General features: G+C 63.9%; 17 protein-coding genes. 12 read left to right on the top strand and 5 right to left on the bottom strand.

What is annotated here, in order from left to right:
• Positions 1-168 precede the first annotated feature (168 nt).
• Positions 169-1,095 carry an alpha/beta hydrolase gene (locus ABE459_RS17250; protein WP_323831651.1) on the top strand — a complete coding sequence of 309 codons (927 nt, stop codon included), beginning with the start codon at positions 169-171 and terminating at the stop codon, positions 1,093-1,095.
• On the opposite strand, the gene ABE459_RS17245 is transcribed toward ABE459_RS17250, so the two are convergent.
• On the bottom strand, positions 1,096-1,848 hold the full coding sequence (locus ABE459_RS17245) for a DUF2059 domain-containing protein (RefSeq protein WP_110992100.1): 753 nt from the start codon (positions 1,846-1,848) through the stop codon (positions 1,096-1,098). It abuts the gene before it with no gap.
• A 121-nt stretch (positions 1,849-1,969) separates the two neighbouring features.
• Between ABE459_RS17245 and ABE459_RS17240 the strand changes: the two genes are divergently transcribed.
• The gene (locus ABE459_RS17240) at positions 1,970-2,593 is read left to right on the top strand and encodes a 2OG-Fe(II) oxygenase (RefSeq protein WP_125465974.1); all 624 of its coding nucleotides are present in this window, start codon (positions 1,970-1,972) and stop codon (positions 2,591-2,593) included.
• Positions 2,580-3,080: a DUF523 domain-containing protein gene (locus ABE459_RS17235; RefSeq protein WP_323831648.1), complete on the top strand. Its 501-nt coding sequence runs from the start codon at positions 2,580-2,582 to the stop codon at positions 3,078-3,080. Before ABE459_RS17240 ends, ABE459_RS17235 begins: the two co-directional genes overlap by 14 nt.
• Positions 3,081-3,100: 20 nt before the next feature.
• On the opposite strand, the gene ABE459_RS17230 is transcribed toward ABE459_RS17235, so the two are convergent.
• Complete coding sequence (locus ABE459_RS17230; RefSeq protein WP_125465972.1) at positions 3,101-3,571, bottom strand: transporter substrate-binding domain-containing protein; 471 nt, start codon at positions 3,569-3,571, stop codon at positions 3,101-3,103.
• Between the two features lie 226 nt (positions 3,572-3,797).
• Here ABE459_RS17230 and ABE459_RS17225 point away from each other — a divergent pair, with 226 nt between their 5' ends.
• Positions 3,798-4,274 carry a DUF4399 domain-containing protein gene (locus tag ABE459_RS17225; protein WP_110992104.1) on the top strand — a complete coding sequence of 159 codons (477 nt, stop codon included), beginning with the start codon at positions 3,798-3,800 and terminating at the stop codon, positions 4,272-4,274.
• 313 nt (positions 4,275-4,587) lie between these two features.
• On the opposite strand, the gene serA is transcribed toward ABE459_RS17225, so the two are convergent.
• On the bottom strand, positions 4,588-5,817 hold the full coding sequence (gene serA / locus ABE459_RS17220; RefSeq protein ID WP_110992105.1) for a phosphoglycerate dehydrogenase: 1,230 nt from the start codon (positions 5,815-5,817) through the stop codon (positions 4,588-4,590).
• Positions 5,818-5,988: 171 nt separating this feature from the next.
• Here serA and ABE459_RS17215 point away from each other — a divergent pair, with 171 nt between their 5' ends.
• The 4 genes from ABE459_RS17215 to ABE459_RS17200 all read left to right on the top strand — a co-directional run bounded on the left by ABE459_RS17215 (position 5,989) and on the right by ABE459_RS17200 (position 10,161).
• A complete protein-coding gene (locus tag ABE459_RS17215) occupies positions 5,989-7,386 on the top strand; it encodes an FAD-binding oxidoreductase (RefSeq protein WP_258705325.1) in 1,398 nt (465 codons plus the stop codon).
• A gap of 25 nt (positions 7,387-7,411) precedes the next feature.
• Positions 7,412-8,077 (top strand): fumarylacetoacetate hydrolase family protein, encoded by a 666-nt coding sequence (locus ABE459_RS17210; RefSeq protein ID WP_125465970.1) that lies wholly within the window; start codon positions 7,412-7,414, stop codon positions 8,075-8,077.
• A gap of 160 nt (positions 8,078-8,237) precedes the next feature.
• Positions 8,238-9,158, top strand: a complete 921-nt coding sequence (locus ABE459_RS17205; RefSeq protein WP_125466269.1) for an SdiA-regulated domain-containing protein — start codon at positions 8,238-8,240, stop codon at positions 9,156-9,158.
• A gap of 97 nt (positions 9,159-9,255) precedes the next feature.
• Complete coding sequence (locus ABE459_RS17200) at positions 9,256-10,161, top strand: SdiA-regulated domain-containing protein (RefSeq protein ID WP_323831644.1); 906 nt, start codon at positions 9,256-9,258, stop codon at positions 10,159-10,161.
• A 105-nt stretch (positions 10,162-10,266) separates the two neighbouring features.
• On the opposite strand, the gene rpiA is transcribed toward ABE459_RS17200, so the two are convergent.
• Entirely contained in the window at positions 10,267-10,941 is a 675-nt protein-coding gene (gene rpiA / locus ABE459_RS17195; protein WP_110992109.1) for a ribose-5-phosphate isomerase RpiA, read from the bottom strand.
• Between the two features lie 135 nt (positions 10,942-11,076).
• On the opposite strand from rpiA, the gene ilvA reads away from it, so the two are divergent.
• Positions 11,077-12,591 carry a threonine ammonia-lyase, biosynthetic gene (gene ilvA / locus ABE459_RS17190; protein ID WP_258705322.1) on the top strand — a complete coding sequence of 505 codons (1,515 nt, stop codon included), beginning with the start codon at positions 11,077-11,079 and terminating at the stop codon, positions 12,589-12,591.
• Positions 12,592-12,719: 128 nt separating this feature from the next.
• Positions 12,720-13,145: a DUF2269 domain-containing protein gene (locus tag ABE459_RS17185; RefSeq protein WP_232883021.1), complete on the top strand. Its 426-nt coding sequence runs from the start codon at positions 12,720-12,722 to the stop codon at positions 13,143-13,145.
• 123 nt (positions 13,146-13,268) lie between these two features.
• On the opposite strand, the gene ABE459_RS17180 is transcribed toward ABE459_RS17185, so the two are convergent.
• Positions 13,269-13,925, bottom strand: a complete 657-nt coding sequence (locus tag ABE459_RS17180) for an HAD family hydrolase (RefSeq protein ID WP_323831639.1) — start codon at positions 13,923-13,925, stop codon at positions 13,269-13,271.
• Between the two features lie 141 nt (positions 13,926-14,066).
• Here ABE459_RS17180 and ABE459_RS17175 point away from each other — a divergent pair, with 141 nt between their 5' ends.
• Both ABE459_RS17175 and ptsP read left to right on the top strand, forming a co-directional pair.
• On the top strand, positions 14,067-14,546 hold the full coding sequence (locus ABE459_RS17175; protein ID WP_003249017.1) for an RNA pyrophosphohydrolase: 480 nt from the start codon (positions 14,067-14,069) through the stop codon (positions 14,544-14,546).
• Between the two features lie 22 nt (positions 14,547-14,568).
• Positions 14,569-16,848: a phosphoenolpyruvate--protein phosphotransferase gene (gene ptsP, locus ABE459_RS17170; protein WP_110992113.1), complete on the top strand. Its 2,280-nt coding sequence runs from the start codon at positions 14,569-14,571 to the stop codon at positions 16,846-16,848.
• The last annotated feature ends 65 nt before the right edge of the window (positions 16,849-16,913 follow it).

Here is a 16,913-nt window from a genome sequence, read left to right as displayed (position 1 = left end):
GTGAGCGGGTTTACCCGCGAATGCGGCAGTGGCAGCACCAGTGCATTCGCGGGTAAACCCGCTCCCACAAGGGAGGCATGCCGCCCGTTGAATGGTGTTGCAGCTTGCCATGACATCAAGCAGACCTGAATATCCCAGATCAATACTCGCCTCGTTGTGGATGTACCGATGCCTGCCGCTTTCCAGCCCGACCTGTTGCGCGCCAGCCTGGCGCCGCTTGCCGAACGTCAACCGCTGTCCGCTCAAGCCCGCGATTACCAGCGCTTTTACGGCCTGGACCTGGGCGTGCCGAGCTGGCTTGGCGGCTTTTGCACGGCGGGGTTCGAGCTGGTCGGCCAGGTCTGGATGCCCGCGCAGCCGGTGGCGACGCTGTTCCTGCTGCACGGCTACTACGACCACATGGGCCTGTACCGGCATGTCATCGCGTGGGCATTGGCGCAGGGCTATGTGGTGATCAGCTGTGACCTGCCAGGGCATGGGCTGTCCAGTGGCGAGCGGGCCAGTATCGATGACTTCGCCCTCTACCAGCAGGCCCTCGACGCGCTGTTTGAGCAGGCGCGCCAGCTCGAGCTGCCGCACCCCTGGCACCTGTGCGGGCAAAGCACGGGCGGTGCGATCGTGGTCGATCACCTGTTGCATTGCGCCGGGCAGAGCCCGGCCGACGGCGAGGTGATCCTGCTGGCACCGCTGGTGCGCCCGCGCGCCTGGGGCTGGTCGAAGCTGAGCTACCGGGTGCTGCGCCACTTCGTCAACGGCATCGAGCGGCGCTTCAGCGAGAACACCAACGACCCGGCGTTCCTGCCTTTCCTGGAAGCCGACCCGCTACAGCCACGGCGCCTGCCGACCGCCTGGGTCGGGGCATTGATGAAATGGGTAAGGCGCATCGAGGTCGCGCCGCAGAGCGCGCGGCGGCCATTGATCGTGCAGGGGGAGGCGGATGCCACGGTGGATTGGCCGTACAACCTCAAGGTGCTCAAGGCCAAGTTCGCCGAGCCGCAGATCCTGATGCTGCCCGAGGCCCGGCACCACCTGGCCAACGAGCTGCCGGGCATCCGCCAGCGCTATTTCGACTTCATTGGCCAGCGCCTGGGCTGATCAGTTCAGGTCGTTGGCGTTCTGGCCCACGGCGAGGGCGGCGCGCACCGCGCTTACCGCTGCTTTGTAGTAGGCCTGGCCGTCCGGCGACTCGGCGAAGGTGGAGAACTGTTCCAGCTCGGCGTCCGACAGGTCGCGATAGACATACAGCAGGGTGTTGTCGAGGTCTTCGCCGACCTGGTTCATCAGGCGCTGGCGTTGGCCGTCGAGCAGGCTCTGTGTCTGACCGCCACCGAACAGGCCGGGGATCATCGAGCTGAGGCTGTCGGCGGCCACTCCGGCGATGGCCAGGCTGACTTCTGCGCCGGCCTCGCGCGCGGGCAGCGCCTGCGCCAGGTGGCCGATGATCAGCTGGCGATTGTCGCTGGCCTGGATCTTCGGCAGGCCCTTGGCGTTCTTGGCCAACTGGTCCTTGCGCGTGGCCAGCAGCTCGGCGGCCACCACCTTGCGCCCCAGCGGCGACTGGAAGAAGGCCAGGGCCGGTGCCGGGTTCTTGAGGGTGCTGCGCAACTGCGCCTGGGCGCGGCGGTCCATGGCCTGGGCCTGGAAGCGCTGGTTGCTGTTGTTGACCAGCGCCTGGTAAACCGCAGGCGGCAAGCTGTTGCGGTAGCGCTGCTGGGCGGCGCTCACGGCATCGTTGAAATGGGCGCGCTGGTCGGGCCAGCCGGCGGCCTTGTACAGCTGATCGAGGTTGTCTGCCCAGACAGGCATGGTGCAGATCATCAGCAGAAGCAGGGAAAACAGACGGCGCATTCAGGACTCCTGTCGTCAGGCCGCCATTGTCCTTGGCATGGCGGGGCTTTGTCGAGTCGCCAGGGGCGCTTCCTGACCAAGTGGCGCTGTGCGCGGGCAGGCCGAATGGCTATGATGCGCCATGCACAATCCTTGCGAACATCCCATGCTGTCGGCAATCGTCGACGACCTGGCCACCCGTGGCTGGTCGCAGCAAACCCTCTTTCTACCCGACGGGCTGTCGCGTGAGCTCGCGCTCGAGTGCCGGCGCCGTTATGCCGAAGGCGAACTCAACCCTGCCGGGGTGGGGCGCGGCGCAGCGCAGGAAGTGCGCGAGGCGATCCGTGGCGACCAGATCCAGTGGATCGACCCTGGTGAGTCCGAGGCCTGCGACCATTACCTGGGGGCCATGGACAGCCTGCGCCAGGCCATCAACCAGGGGTTGTTCCTCGGGCTCGAGGATTTCGAATGCCATTTTGCCCTGTACCCACCGGGGGCCTTCTACCGCCGCCATCTGGATCGCTTCCGCGACGACGACCGGCGTACCGTTTCTGCCGTGTTCTATCTCAATGAAGGCTGGCAGCCGGACGATGGCGGGCAGCTGCGCATGTTCCTCGACGGCGATGTCGAGCATGACGTGCAGCCGATCGCCGGCAGCCTGGTGGTGTTCCTTTCTGGCGCCATTCCCCATGAAGTCCTCCCGGCCGGGCGCGAGCGCCTGTCGCTGACGGGCTGGTTCCGCCGCCGTGGCAATGACCCGTTCTGAGTTGCCGAAAGTCCTGGTCAGCGCCTGCCTGCTGGGCCAGCCGGTGCGCTACGACGGGCGTGCCAGCGGCCACCCCGACCTGCTGCAGCGCTGGCAGGCCGAAGGCCGGGTAGTGCCGCTGTGTCCGGAAGTGGCCGGCGGCCTGCCGACACCCCGCCCTGCAGCGGAAATCCCGGGCGGGCAGGGTAGCCAGGTGCTGGACGGGCAGGCGCAGGTGCGCACGGCCAGCGGCGAGGATGTCAGCGCGGCGTTCATGGCCGGGGCGCAGCGGGCGCTGGAGCTGGTTCGCCGGCATGGCATCCGGGTGGCGGTGCTCAAGTCCGGCAGCCCGTCGTGCGGCAACCGGCAGACCTACGACGGCACTTTCACCGGGGTGAAAGTAGCGGGCGAGGGCGTCACCACGGCGTTGTTGCGCCGTGATGGGGTGCAGGTGTTCAGCGAGCTGGAGCTGGCCGAGGCCGAACGGGCGCTGGCAAGCCTGTTGTAGGCGCCAGCGTCAGCGGGGGCTCACTTCTGCGCTTGGCTCTGCAGCCATTTCTGTTCAAGCGCTGCCAGCCGGCCATCGCTCTCGATCCGCTTCAGGGCATTGTTCACGGCGCTTTCGAAGGCCGGGTTGCCTTTCTGGAAGGGGATCACCAGGTGCGGGGTACTGAATGGCTGGCTGGTTACCAGTTCAGGGTCCAGTTCAGGCTGAGGCTTGTTGAAGGCAATGTCGTACTTGCCGCTGACGACACCCGGCAAGACATCTTCAGCCGTGGCTTCCACGAACTCGGCGCGCACATCCAGCTCTTTGGCCAGGGCCTGGCCCAGCTCGATTTCGAAGCCGGTCAGGTGCTGGTCTTCTTTAAGCACATAGGGCGGCGTGTCGCTCAACACGGCAATGCGCAGTTCGCCACGGTCGTTGATTTCGTCGATCAGTTCGGCCTGGGCCAGTGGGCAGAACAGTACTGCCAGCAGCACGCCAATGGTCAAACGCATGAAAGCCCCTTATTTGTATGGCAGGTGAATGTCATTCGCCGCAGCTTGTTCCTCGCCCGGTCGAACGCAGCCTATGACCCCAGGACCTGGGTAATGTTTAACGCCACTGCAACTATTTCTGTAGCGTTTTTCTGAACCTTCGCCGGCGCAGATGAACTATGGTGAATTACCGCTTTGCTTCGTTTTAGTGATAGCGGTCAATTGAAGTGAATGAAAGGAGATGTGAATGAAAAGCCTATTTTCGCGTGCTGCCGTTGCCGGGCTGTTGATGGGGGCGTCGGTATTCGCCAGTGCCGCGGATGCACTGAAGAGTGAGCAGCCACCGGAAGGCGCCAAGGTCTTCATCGTTTCCCCCGCCGACGGCGCCACGGTCGACAAGACCTTCACCGTCAAATTCGGCATCGAGGGTATTGCCCTCAAGCCTGCCGGTGACCAGACCGCGCACAGCGGCCATCACCACCTGCTGGTGGATGTCGACAAGGCGCCGGTGGCCGACATGCCGCTGCCGACCAGCCTGATGCCCGAGAACAACGCTCCGTTGCCGGCCGGCCCGCAGGTGCTGCACTTCGGCAAGGCGCAGACCGAGGCGACCATCACCCTCACCCCGGGCAAGCACACCCTGCAACTGGTGCTGGGCGACAAGTACCACGTGCCGTTCAAGCCGAGCGTCGAGTCGCAGAAGATTACCGTCAACGTCAAGTAAGGCCGACGCGGGCCCTGTAGGAGCAACTGTCTTGCACTGCCTGCGTTTAACTCAGCCCCCACAGTTACAACGTTTGGTGTCAAAGCGGCGCGTATCCTGTGGGAGCGGGTTTACCCGCGAACACCGGCAGAGCCGGTGCCATCCACAGCGCCGCCTGCTTCGCGGGTAAATCGCAGCGGCGAACCGCCGCTCCCACACAATTGGATTTGCAAGGCCGCTCCTACAAAGACAGTTGCGTCCACAGGATCGAATGCAAATCGCCAATAAAAAAGGGAGGCCACCAGGGCCTCCCTTTTTCATGCAGCCAGCAAACTTAGAACAGTACGCGCGAGCGGATAGTGCCTTTGACGTGCTGCAGTTTTTCCTGGGCCAGGTCCGAGTACTCGGCGTCGACGTCGATAACCACGTAACCGACTTTCTCGTCGGTCTGCAGGAACTGACCGGAGATGTTGATACCGTTTTCGGCGAACACTTTGTTGATTTCGCTGAGCACGCCCGGGATGTTCTCGTGGATGTGCAGCAGGCGGTGCTTGCCTGGGTGCGCCGGCAGGGCTACTTCAGGGAAGTTGACCGACGACACGGAAGTACCGTTGTCGCTGTACTTGACCAGCTTCTCGGCCACTTCCAGGCCGATGTTGGCCTGGGCTTCGGCGGTGGAACCACCGATGTGCGGGGTCAGGATCACGTTGTCCAGGCCACGCAGCGGGCTTTCGAACTCTTCATCGTTGGAGCGCGGCTCGACCGGGAACACGTCGATGGCGGCGCCGATCAAGTGCTTGTCCTTGATCGCGGCGGCCAGGTGATCCAGCTCGACCACGGTGCCACGGGCGGCGTTGATCAGGATCGAACCCTTCTTCATCGCGCGGATTTCCTTCTCGCCGATCATCCACTGGGTGGATGGCAGCTCGGGAACGTGCAGCGAGACGATGTCGGCCAGGCCCAGCAGTTCGTTCAGGCTGGTGATCTGGGTGGCGTTGCCCAGCGGCAGCTTGGTCAGCGGGTCGTAGAAGTAGACCTGCATCCCCAGGCTCTCGGCCAGTACCGACAGCTGGGTGCCGATCGAGCCGTATCCGACGATGCCCAGCTTCTTGCCACGGATCTCGAAGGAGTTGGCCGCGCTCTTGATCCAGCCGCCACGGTGGCAGGAAGCGTTCTTCTCAGGGATGCCGCGCAGCAGCAGGATGGCTTCGGCCAGCACCAGTTCGGCGACCGAACGGGTGTTGGAGTAGGGTGCGTTGAACACCGCGATGCCGCGCTCGCGGGCTGCGCCCAGGTCGACCTGGTTGGTGCCGATGCAGAAACAGCCGACCGCGACCAGTTTCTTCGCGCAGTCAAAGACCTCTTCGGTCAGTTGGGTGCGCGAGCGGATGCCGATGAAGTGGGCATCGGCGATCTTTTCCTTCAGTTCTGCGTCCGGCAGCGAGCCGGTGAGGTATTCGATGTTGCTGTACCCGGCAGCCTTGAGGGTATCCACCGCATTCTGGTGGACGCCTTCAAGAAGAAGGAACCTGATCTTGCTCTTGTCGAGAGAAGTCTTGCTCATCTGCGTAAACCTGTATCCCGGAGAAAAATGGCGAGGGGGGGTGAAGCGGCGCGGCGTCGGCCTTAGCACGAACAGCGGGAGGGCTATGCTAGCATACGCGACTCAATCTGAGCTTATCCCGACAGGTGAAGAGTACTCAGGGTGACTATGAATAAGTCGAGGGTTCCAGCGATGACCCAGCCTGCATTGATTGAAGAGCTGATGACCCTGGTCGACCCAGGCAAGGTGCTTACCGACCCGGCCTCGCTCGACGCCTATGGCAAGGACTGGACCAAGCATTACCCGCCCGCGCCGAGCGCCATCGTTTTCCCCAAGACCACCGAGCAAGTGCAGGCCATCGTCGCCTGGGCCAACCGGCACAAGGTCGCCCTGGTGCCGTCAGGCGGGCGCACTGGCCTGTCGGGTGCCGCGGTCGCTGCCAACGGCGAAGTGGTGGTGGCCTTCGACAACATGAACCAGATCCTCGCCTTCAATGAGTTCGACCGCACCGTGGTCTGCCAGCCAGGCGTGATTACCCGCCAGTTGCAGCAGTTCGCCGAGGACCAGGGCCTGTACTACCCGGTAGACTTCGCCTCCAGCGGCTCCAGCCAGATCGGCGGCAATATCGGCACCAATGCCGGCGGCATCAAGGTCATTCGCTACGGCATGACCCGCAACTGGGTCGCCGGGCTGAAGGTTGTCACCGGCAAGGGCGAACTGCTCGAGCTCAATAAAGACCTGATCAAGAACGCTACCGGCTACGACCTGCGCCAGCTGTTCATCGGCGCCGAAGGCACGCTGGGCTTTGTGGTCGAGGCAACCATGCGCCTGGACCGCGCGCCGCGCAACCTCACGGCGATGGTGCTGGGCACGCCGGATTTCGATGCGATCATGCCGGTGCTGCACGCCTTCCAGGGCAAGCTGGACCTCACCGCGTTCGAGTTTTTCTCCGATAAAGGCCTGGCCAAGATCTTGGGCCGTGGCGATGTGCCCGCGCCCTTCGCGACGGACTGCCCGTTCTATGCCTTGCTGGAGTTCGAAGCCAGCACTGAGCAGGTGGCCAACGAAGCGCTCGCCACCTTCGAGCACTGTGTCGAGCAGGGCTGGGTACTGGACGGGGTGATGAGCCAGAGCGAGACACAGTTGAAGAACCTGTGGAAGCTGCGCGAATACCTGTCCGAGACCATCTCCCACTGGACCCCGTACAAGAACGACATCTCGGTTACCGTGTCGAAGGTGCCGGCGTTCCTGCGCGATATCGATGCCATCGTCGCCGAGCACTACCCGGATTACGAAGTGGTCTGGTACGGCCACATCGGCGACGGCAACCTGCACCTGAACATCCTCAAGCCCGACCACATGAGCAAGGACGACTTTTTCGCCTCGTGCGCCAAGGTCAACAAGTGGGTGTTCGAGATCGTCCAGCGCTACCACGGCTCGATCTCCGCCGAGCATGGCGTGGGCATGACCAAGCGTGATTACCTGGGCTACAGCCGCTCGCCGGATGAAATTGCCTGCATGAAGGCGATCAAGGCGGTGTTCGACCCGAACGGCATCATGAATCCGGGTAAGATCTTCGCTCCCGAATAATAAGCAGTGTTCACAGGAGTCGGCCATGAGTTACCAGCACCAGTACGTAGACGGCACGCGCATCCACTTCCCGCTGGGCAAGGTGGTGTGCATCGGCCGCAACTACGCCGAACATGCCAAGGAACTGGACAACCCAATCCCCAGCGAGCCGCTGCTGTTCATCAAGCCGGGCAGTTGCGTGGTGCCGCTGGAGGGCGGTTTCAAGATCCCGACCGAGCGCGGCTCAGTGCACTACGAGGCGGAAATCGCCGTGTTGCTGGGCAAGTCGCTGTCGCCCCACCCAACCGAAGAGGAAGTGCTCGACGCCATTTCCGGCTTCGCCCCGGCGCTGGACCTGACCCTGCGCGACCTGCAGGCCAAGTTGAAGGAGAAGGGCCTGCCGTGGGAGCTGTGCAAGAGTTTCGACGGCGCTTGTGTGCTGCCGCCGTTCGTTTCGGCCGGTACCTTCGAGGACCTCAGCGACATCGGCATCCGCCTGACCATCAATGGCGAAGTGCGCCAGGACGGCAACAGCGCGATGATGCTCAACCCGATCGTGCCGATGATCCAGCACATGGCGGCGAACTTCTCGCTGCAGGCGGGCGACGTGATTCTCACCGGCACCCCGGCGGGCGTGGGGCCGTTCAATGTCGGTGACGAGCTGGTCCTGGAACTTCCGGGCGTCAGCCGGTTCGAAGGCCGCGTGCTCTGACTGCGCAGACGCGACGGCAGCCCTGCTGCCGTCGTGTGGCCATCACCTGATGGCGTTTGTCGTTTTTTTCACAAACGATCCGGATAATGCGCAGTTTCATGTTCATTTGCCGACGTTAAGGAAGACATTACGGCTCATCATCAGGACCCCGCCAATGGCTATCCCGTCCACCGCTCCTGTTCCGCCCACCCGTAAACGTCACGCGCTGCTGCGTTGGCCGGCCTGGCTCGCTGCCCTGGCGCTGATCGGCTATGGCCTGGCCGTGGCCATGCACTGGGATGACCGAGGGCTGCTGTGGATAAAAGAACGCTTCGAGACCCAGGCCGAACGCCAGGAAAGCATCTGGCTGCCGGACTATGTGGTGGACATCGACGCCAAACCGCTACCGGGCATGGAGCGCGACGAGGCCTCTGACCTGGCGTACAGCCCGCACACCCGCACCCTGTTCGCGGTGATGGGCAAGCACCCCTTCCTGGTCGAGCTGACGCTTGAAGGCGATGTGCTGCGCAAGATGCCGCTGGTAGGTTGGTCGAACCCGGAAGGCGTAGCGGTGCTGGAGGATGGCCAGATCGCTATCGTCGACGAGCGCAACCATGACCTGACCCTGGTCAAGGTGGACGCCAGCACCACGTCGCTGAACCGCGCCGACTTCCACAGTTACAACCTGGGCGATGAAGGCAAAGGCAACAAGGGCTTCGAAGCAGTGGTCTGGGACCCGATGCGCCAGCGCCTGGTGATTGGCGAAGAGCGGCCGCCGCAGCTGTACATCTGGAGCACCGATGGGCGCAGCCCGCTGAAGGGCGACAAGCAGCCGCTGGCCAGTGACGAACTCGACCTGCGCAACCTCTCGGCGCTGGGTGTCGACCCCCGCACCGGCCACCTGCTGGTGCTGTCGGCGGACTCCAACATGCTGCTTGAGCTCGATGAAAAGGGTGAGCAGGTCAGCTTCATGACCCTGCTTGGCGGTTTCAATGGCCTGAAGGACCGCATCCCCCGGGCAGAGGGCGTGGCCATGGACGAGCAGGGCAACCTCTATTTTGTCAGCGAGCCCAACCTGTTCTATCGCTTCAAGAAGCACTGAAGCGCGCTCAGGGGAACCCTACGCAGGCATTAAGCTATTAAGCTTTGCTTCAGTTGGTAGTGGTTAGATTCGTGCTCATTTTGCCGAGTTTGCCCCCATGCGCCCTAGCCGCCGTCTGATTTGTGCTGTCACAGCCTCTGTTCTACTGCTTTTCGCCGGCGTGGCAGGGCACGAGCTCCGCCTGTTCGAGCGCGGCTGGTTCAACCTCAAGACCTGGTGGCAGCCCGCGCAACAGAGCATGGGCCTGGACCGTTACCAGGTGGTGCTCGAGGCCCAGCCTGTCGCCGGGCTGGACGACGATATCTCGGCGCTGACCTACGATCCCGACCGCAAGAGCCTGTTCACCGTCACCAATGCCAAGTCCGAGCTGATCGAGTTGTCACTGGACGGGCGCATCCTGCGCCGAATTCCGCTGACCGGCTTCGGTGATCCCGAAGCGGTGGAGTATGTGGGCCCCAGCACCTATGTGATCACCGATGAGCGCCAGCAGCGCTTGATCCGTGTGCGCCTGGATGACGACACCCTGTTCCTCGATGCCAACGACGCCGAGCAGCTCAGCCTGGGGATCGGCCTCAATGGCAACAAGGGCTTCGAGGGGCTGGCCTATGACTCGGCAGGCAAGCGCCTGTTCGTGGCCAAGGAGCGGGACCCGATGGTGATCTACGAGGTGCATGGCTTTCCCCATGACAACCCCGACAAACCCTACGCCGTGCATGTGGTGCAGGACCGCAAGCGTGACCGGCGGTTGTTCGTGAGGGATCTGTCGAGCCTGCAGTACGACGAGCGTAGCGGGCATCTGCTGGCGCTGTCGGACGAGTCGCGGCTGGTGCTGGAACTGGACGTGAAGGGCAGGCCGCTGAGCACGATGTCATTGCGCAAAGGCTTCCAGGGCTTGCAGCAGACCGTGCCCCAGGCCGAGGGGATCGCCATGGATGACGCCGGGACTCTTTACCTGGTCAGTGAGCCGAACCTGTTCTACGTGTTCAAGCAGCCGGCCAACTGAATGCCCTGACGGCCTCATCGCCGGCAAGCCGGCTCCCACAGGGTTCGTAGCGGCCTCTGTGGGAGCTGGCTTGCCAGCGATTCGAGGGCATCGCCCTCGCTAGGTTTACTCGGCCTTGAGGGTCTTCACGCCTTCGGCGGTACCCAGCAACAGCACATCCGCCGGGCGCGCCGCGAACAGGCCGTTGGTGACCACGCCGACAATGGCGTTGATCTGGCTTTCCAGCGCCACTGGGTCGGTGATCTGCAGGTTGTGCACATCGAGGATGACGTTGCCGTTGTCGGTCAGTACGCCCTCGCGGTACACCGGGTCGCCGCCCAGCTTGACCAGCTGGCGCGCCACATGGCTGCGGGCCATGGGGATGACTTCGACCGGCAGCGGGAAGGCGCCCAGTACCGGTACCAGCTTGCTGGCGTCGGCGATGCAGATGAAGGTCTTGGCCACGGCCGCAACGATCTTCTCGCGGGTCAGGGCCGCGCCGCCGCCCTTGATCAGGTTGAGGTGGGCGTCGCTTTCGTCGGCGCCATCCACGTAGAACTCCAGCTCGCTGACGCTGTTCAGCTCATAGACCGGGATGCCATGGCCCTTCAGGCGCTGCGCGGTGGCCTCGGAGCTGGCGACGGCGCCGTCGAAGGCGGTCTTGTGCTGAGCCAGGGCATCGATGAAGAAGTTGGCGGTAGAGCCGGTGCCGACACCGACGACGCTCTTTTCATCCAGTTTCGGCAGGATGAGGTCGACGGCGGCCTGGGCAACGGCCTGTTTGAGTTGGTCCTGGGTCATGCGGGCTCCGGGAGGGGCTGGGCGGAAATCGAAAGGGGCCTAGTATAACGGCTCGCGCGGCTTTGCTGTGGTCGCCCGACGTAGCGCTGCGGTAGACTCCCAGGCCTTGTCCCGCGGCCCAGTGATGCTTTCCCGATGCTCGAACAGTACGTCAAGAAGATCCTCACCTCGCGCGTCTACGACGTTGCCGTCGAAACCCCGCTGCACAGCGCCGGCCAGCTGAGCAAGCGCCTGGGCAACACGGTGCTGCTCAAGCGCGAAGACCTGCAGCCGGTGTTCTCGTTCAAGATCCGCGGGGCGTACAACAAGCTGGCGCAATTGAGTGCCGAGGAACTGGCCCGTGGCGTGGTCACCGCATCGGCCGGCAACCACGCCCAGGGCGTGGCCCTGGCCGCCCGTGAGCTGGGCATCAAGGCCACCATCGTGATGCCCAAGACCACCCCGGAGATCAAGATCGAGGGCGTGCGCTCGCGCGGCGGCAAAGTGGTGCTGCATGGCGACTCCTTCCCCGAGGCGCTGGCCTATTCGCTGAAGCTGGTCGACGAGAAGGGCTTCGTCTATATCCACCCCTATGACGACCCGCACACCATCGCCGGCCAAGGCACGGTGGCCATGGAAATCCTGCGCCAGCACCCGGGCCAGCTCGATGCGATCTTCGTGCCGGTCGGCGGCGGCGGCCTGATCGCCGGCATCGCCGCCTACGTGAAGTACCTGCGCCCGGAGATCAAGGTGATCGGCGTCGAGCCGGACGATTCCAACTGCCTGCAGGCCGCCATGGCTGCCGGCGAACGCGTGGTGCTGCCACAGGTCGGGCTGTTCGCCGACGGCGTGGCGGTGGCACAGATCGGCCAGCACACCTTCGACATCTGCCGCCATCATGTGGATGAAGTGATTACCGTCAGCACCGATGAGATCTGTGCGGCAATCAAGGATATCTACGACGATACCCGCTCGATCACCGAACCTGCCGGCGCACTGGGTGTGGCCGGGATCAAGAAGTACGTTGAACTCAAGGGCGTGACCGGGCAGACCCTGGTGGCCATCGACTCTGGCGCCAACGTCAATTTCGACCGCCTGCGCCACGTCGCCGAGCGCGCCGAGCTGGGCGAAAAGCGCGAGGCGATCATTGCCGTGACCATCCCCGAGCGCCCGGGCAGCTTCAAGGCCTTCTGCGAGGCCATCGGCAAGCGCCAGATCACCGAGTTCAACTACCGCAAGCACACCTCGGACGAGGCGCACATCTTCGTTGGCGTCCAGACCCATCCGGACACCGACCCGCGTGCGGCACTGGTGCAGCAGTTGACCGAGCAAGGCTTCCCGGTCATCGACCTGACCGACAACGAGCTGGCCAAGCTGCATATCCGCCACATGGTCGGCGGCCACTCGGCCGGGGCCAGCGACGAGATCGTGCTGCGTTTCGAATTCCCCGAGCGGCCGGGCGCACTGTTCAACTTCCTCAACAAACTGGGCGGGCGCTGGAACATCTCGATGTTCCACTACCGCAACCACGGCGCCGCCGATGGCCGCGTGGTGGCGGGGCTGCAGGTGCCGGAAGACGAGCGTCACCTGGTGCCGGCGGCGCTGGCCAAGATTGGCTATCCGTATTGGGACGAGACCGAGAACCCGGCTTACCGGCTGTTTTTGGGTTAACTGGCTAAGCTGGGCGTAGGAGCCCTTCGCGGGTAAACCCGCTCCCACAGGCCATCCTTGAAACTGTGGGAGCGGGTTTACCCGCGAAGAGGGCAGCGCAACAAGGCCTGCTGAAGGACACCTTTGAAATGGAACACCTGACCACCCTCAAGACCCTGCACATCCTCGCCACCGCGCTGCTGTTGCTCGGCGCGCTGGGCCTGGCAATCTGGACCGGCTACGCCCGTCGCAAAGGCGATGCCGAGGCCTACGCCAAACTGCTGCGCCGGCCGCTGGTGTTCGTCTGGCTGCTGATGGGCCTGTGCCTGGTGAGCATGCCGTTCACTGGCTGGTGGCTGGTGCACCTGGTGGGTTGGCCGCTGGGGCAGACCTGGGTGCTGGCGTCCAGTGTCATCTATACCGTTGGCGCTTTTGCCGTGTGGTGGCTGCTGGTGCGCTTGAACCGGCTGCGCAAGGCCGAGGTGGTGGGGTTGAAGTTCACCCTGGCGCTGGCGGTGTTCAGCGGCGTGTGCTTCCTGTCCATCGCAGGCTTGATGGGCGCCAAACCGGTGTAGGCCCTTTTGGGGCTGCCTTGCAGCCCAATCGCCGGCAAGCCGGCTCCCACACGGATCGGGTTTGCACTTCCCCTGTGGGAGCCGGCTTGCCGGCGATTGGGCCGCAAAGCGGCCCCGGCATTCTCAAACCCTCAACGAAATCACCGGCCACCCGCGCCGCTGCGCCTCGGCGCGCAGCTTCGGGTCAGGGTCCACCGCCACGGCATGGGTCACCTGCTCCAATAGCGGCAGGTCGTTCATCGAATCGCTATAGAAGCAGCTGTCTTCCAGGTCGAAGCCGTTCTCCAGCATCCAGCGGTTCAGCCGCGTCACCTTGCCTTCACGGAAACAGGGTATATCGGTACTGCGCCCGGTATAGCGCCCGTCCTGCGTTTCGCATTCGGTCGCCAGCAGCACGCGCACGCCCAGGCGGCGGGCGATGGGCGCGGTGACGAAGCGGTTGGTGGCGGTGATGATCACCAGCTGGTCGCCGGCCTCGCGATGCTGCTGCAGCAACGCCAGGGCCTTGGGCAGGATCATCGGTTCGATGCAGTCGCGCATGAACTCGCGGTGCCATTGCGCAAGCTGTGCAGGTTCGGTAGCGGCAAGGATTTCCATGGAGAAGGCCAGGTAGGCCGAAAGGTCCAGGCTGCCGTGCAGGTAGTCCTGATAGAAGGCATCGTTGCGTGCCTTGTACGCGACCGGGTCGAGGATGCCCCGTTCGCACAGGTAGTCACCCCAGGCGTGGTCGCTGTCGCCACCGAGGAGGGTATTGTCCAGATCGAATAAAGCCAGGCGCATGGGAATGTCTCGCAGAAGCCCTCGGGAAGCCCCGCACAATACGGAGTTTTCACCTCGCTGCACATAAGCTTGGCGGGCGCGTTGCTGCGCTCGCAAGCTTTGTGGAACAATGCCGCGACATGCGTTTGCGAGGTTGCTGCCGTGATCGACCCGGATGGTTTTCGCCCCAATGTCGGGATCATTCTTACGAATGATGCCGGGCAGGTGCTATGGGCTCGGCGGATCAACCAGGATGCCTGGCAGTTCCCCCAGGGTGGCATCAACCCTGACGAGACGCCGGAAGACGCCCTGTACCGCGAGCTGAATGAAGAAGTCGGCCTTGAGCGCGACGATGTGGAAATTCTTGCCTGCACCCGTGGCTGGTTGCGTTATCGTTTACCCCAGCGCCTGGTGCGCACCCACAGCCAGCCGCTGTGCATCGGCCAGAAGCAAAAGTGGTTCCTGCTGCGCCTTGTGAGCAATGAGCAACGGGTGCGCATGGACCTGACTGGCAAACCGGAATTCGACGGCTGGCGTTGGGTCAGCTACTGGTATCCGCTGGGCCAGGTGGTGACATTCAAGCGCGAGGTCTACCGACGCGCCCTGAAAGAGCTAGCCCCGCGCCTGCTGACGCGCGACTGACGACGGAGTCCGACCCCGAGCCATGCTCAATACGCTGCGCAAGATCGTCCAGGAAGTGAACTCCGCCAAAGATCTCAAGACGGCGTTGGGTATCATTGTCTTGCGCGTCAAGGAAGCCATGGGCAGCCAGGTCTGCTCGGTCTACCTGCTCGATCCTGAGACCAACCGCTTCGTGCTGATGGCCAGTGAAGGCCTCAACAAGCGCTCCATCGGCAAGGTCAGCATGGCCCCCAACGAGGGCCTGGTCGGCCTGGTCGGCACCCGGGAAGAGCCGCTGAACCTGGAAAACGCCGCCGACCACCCCCGCTATCGCTACTTCGCCGAGACCGGCGAAGAAAAATTCGCCTCCTTCCTCGGTGCACCGATCATCCATCACCGCCGCGTGGTCGGGGTGCTGGTCATCCAGCAGAAAGAGCGCCGCCAGTTCGATGAAGGCGAGGAAGCCTTCCTGGTCACCATGAGCGCCCAGCTCGCCGGGGTTATCGCCCATGCCGAGGCCACCGGCTCGATCCGCGGCCTGGGCCGCCAGGGCAAGGGCATCCAGGAGGCGCGCTTCGTCGGTGTGCCGGGCTCGCCGGGGGCCGCGGTCGGCCGCGCCGTGGTGATGCTGCCGCCGGCTGATCTGGAAGTGGTGCCGGACAAGACCGTCGAAGACATCGACAACGAACTCAAACTATTCAACAACGCCCTCGAAGGCGTGCGCGAAGACATGCGCAAGCTGTCGGCCAAGCTGGCCACCCAGCTGCGCCCGGAAGAGCGCGCGCTGTTCGACGTTTACCTGATGATGCTCGAGGACGCCGCCCTTGGTGGCGAGGTGACCGAGGTCATCAAGACCGGCCAGTGGGCCCAGGGTGCGCTGCGCCAGGTCGTTGGCGAGCACGTCAACCGCTTCGAACTGATGGACGACGACTACCTGCGCGAGCGCGCCTCCGACGTCAAAGACCTCGGTCGTCGCCTGCTCGCCTACCTGCAGGAAGCCCGTTCGCAGTCGCTGGTGTACCAGGACAACACCATCCTGGTCAGCGAAGAACTGACCCCCGCCATGCTTGGCGAGGTGCCGGAAGGCAAGCTGGTCGGCCTGGTCTCGGTGCTTGGCTCGGGCAACTCGCACGTGGCGATTCTCGCCCGGGCCATGGGCATCCCCACGGTCATGGGCCTGGTCGACCTGCCGTATTCGAAAGTCGACGGCATCGAGCTGATCGTCGACGGCTACAAGGGCGAGGTGTACACCAACCCCGGCGAAGTGCTGCGCAAGCAATACCGCGACGTGGTCGAGGAGGAGCGCCAACTGGCCCAGGGGCTCGACGCCCTGCGCGAGCTGCCGTGCATCACCCCGGACGGCCACCGCATGCCGCTGTGGGTCAACACCGGGCTGCTCGCCGACGTGGCGCGCGCCCAGCAGCGTGGCGCCGAGGGTGTCGGCCTGTACCGCACCGAAGTGCCGTTCATGATCAACCAGCGCTTCCCCAGCGAGAAGGAGCAGTTGGCGATCTACCGCGAGCAGCTGCAGGCGTTCCACCCGCTGCCGGTGACGATGCGCACCCTCGACATCGGTGGCGACAAGGCGCTGTCGTACTTCCCGATCAAGGAAGAGAACCCGTTCCTCGGCTGGCGCGGCATCCGTGTCACCCTCGACCACCCGGAAATCTTCCTGGTGCAAACCCGCGCCATGCTCAAGGCCAGCGAGGGCCTGAACAACCTGCGCATCCTGCTGCCGATGATTTCCGGCATCCACGAGCTGGAGGAGGCGCTGCACCTGATTCACCGGGCCTGGGGCGAAGTCCGTGACGAGGGCACCGACGTGCCGATGCCGCCGGTGGGCGTGATGGTGGAAATCCCCGCAGCGGTGTACCAGACCAAGGAGCTGGCGCGGCAGGTGGACTTCCTGTCGGTCGGTTCCAACGACCTTACCCAGTACCTGTTGGCGGTCGACCGCAACAATCCGCGGGTCGCCGACCTCTACGACTACCTGCATCCGGCCGTGCTACAGGCCTTGAACACCGTGGTGCGCGACGCCCATGGCGAAGGCAAGCCGGTGAGCATCTGTGGTGAAATGGCGGGCGACCCGGCAGCGGCGATCCTGTTGATGGCCATGGGCTTCGACAGCCTGTCGATGAACGCCACCAACTTGCCGAAAGTGAAATGGATGCTGCGCCAGATCAACATGAGCAAGGCCAAGGAGTTGCTGGTCGATGCCATGAGCCATGACAACCCGCAGGTTATCCACAGCTCGCTGCAGCTGGCGCTGAAGAACCTGGGGCTGGCGCGGATGATCGGGCCTGGGGCTAACAAAACCCTCTGAATTCGACGTTGCCTGTACTGGCCCTATCGCGGGGCAAGCCCGCTCCCACGTAGCCTGCGTGGGAG

Origin of the sequence: Pseudomonas sp. TWI923 (genome assembly GCF_039673365.1) — a bacterium.
Lineage (GTDB): Bacteria > Pseudomonadota > Gammaproteobacteria > Pseudomonadales > Pseudomonadaceae > Aquipseudomonas > Aquipseudomonas sichuanensis.
The sequence above is the reverse complement of the archived record's forward strand: the minus strand, read 5'-3'. Positions and strand labels throughout refer to the sequence as shown.